Consider the following 1611-nt stretch of genomic DNA (forward strand, 5'->3'; position numbering starts at 1 on the left):
TTGAAGTCGCAAGACTTCAACACCAAAGACAGGGCAAGCAAGCGAAGCGCGGTAGTATAAAGGGCGTTTTACGTGAAAAAGAGGACCCAATTTTATATAGTTAGAGTCTACCAAAACAACAACTATAGAAAGAGGTCCTCCAATGAAAGATATCATATCTACGCTGACAATGAAAGAGTTAGAACAAATTACTTATCGCGCACTACAAGAAAGTTTTTCCCAAGTGATGGCGGAAACCCTCCGGGAATTAGATGAAGCTATTGCTTCCGGAAGAGATAAAAAAAGGTTTTACCTAAAAGATAAACGAACGCTAAAGTTTGAATCTGTCTTTGGGCAGGTGGAATTGAAACGGAATTATTATCAAGATAAGGAAACTGGAAAGTATGTCTACTTATTGGATCAATACTTAGCTTTTGACGGTACCAAAGGAATGAGTCCAGTCGTACAAGACTTGGCTATCGAACTGGCTGTAACGGGAGTCTCTTACCGACAAGCGGGGAAGGCAATGGAGAAGCTTTTGGGCTATCCAGTTATCAGTCACGAAGGCATCCGCCAACAGCTTTTGAATACAGAAGTTATTCCAGAAGAGTCCGTACCACTGGAACAAGAGGTGTTATTTGTCGAGGTGGATGGTCTATACACCAAAAGCCAGAAGAAAGGGAGAAAAGGGAGAGAAGTAAAAATAGCCAGTATTCATCAAGGCTGGGAAAGGAATGGAAAACGGGCAAAGCTTGTGGAGAAACGGCACTTTATTCACGAAGGAAACTTACCGTTCTGGGAGGAATTTGAGCAGTATCTCATGACGACTTACCACTACGAACCCACGAAGCATCACCTCGTGATCAACGGGGATGGAGCAAAGTGGATTACCTCCTGTAGAGACTACTTTCGGCATAACGCAATATTTGTCATTGATCGTTTTCATGTGGCGCGTGATGTGCAGCGCATTTTCCGTGAACACCCCAGATACCGTTCGGTTCGAAAAAAGTTGGCAGCATACGATTCGGAGGGTTTTATGGCGGAATTAAATAGTGCGGTAGGTACGCTTGAAAATGAAAAGAAAGAAGAACGGTTGGAAGAGTTAATCGCACAACTTTCCCAGTATCCAGAGGCATTAGGAGATTATCGCAAAAAGCTGGAGAAAAAAGGCATAGATACAACGGGCTTCCGTCCAATGGGAAGTGCAGAGGGAACCATGAGTGTGTTTGCCAGAAGACTGAAGAATGGTCGCAGTTGGAGTAAGGAAGGGCTTGATAAATTCATTGATGTGATGGTCGCTCTGAAAGACAACTTGGAAATTAAAACACTGCACGGCATCCTGGAACAGACACAAGAACTGAAGCAGGAACCTAAGGCGGAAAAACCGCCAAAACACTTCGTTGAGAAGCTCAAAGACAGCTCCGCGGAAGCAACGCGCAATAACTTAGGTTACCTCAAACAAGCGATTGGGAAGCCAATTACCGCAGCATTGAAAGGCTTGCGCGGAATTTAAAAAATAGAAGAACCCAAACATTTTAGAGCAATATAGGGTTGATAACGCTAACAAAACACTGGACGAAAACAGTATAAAATAAGGGACTTAAAAAACTCCCACAAGTACTTGACTCAATC

Annotated in this window: 1 protein-coding gene; it reads left to right on the plus strand. The window is 43.3% G+C overall.

Features of this window, described 5'->3' with window-relative positions; translation table 11 throughout:
* Window positions 1-142 precede the first annotated feature (142 nt).
* Complete coding sequence (locus M3210_RS19870; protein WP_251518023.1) at window positions 143-1492, plus strand: ISLre2 family transposase; 1350 nt, start codon at window positions 143-145, stop codon at window positions 1490-1492.
* Window positions 1493-1611: the final 119 nt, after the last annotated feature.

The sequence above is a fragment of the Oceanobacillus luteolus genome, from assembly GCF_023715655.1.
Lineage (GTDB): Bacteria > Bacillota > Bacilli > Bacillales > Amphibacillaceae > Oceanobacillus > Oceanobacillus luteolus.

Coding starts and splice junctions, on each gene's coding strand:
- M3210_RS19870 (WP_251518023.1), top strand. CDS start 143: ATGAAAGATATCATATCTACGCTGACAATGAAAGAGTTAGAACAAATT.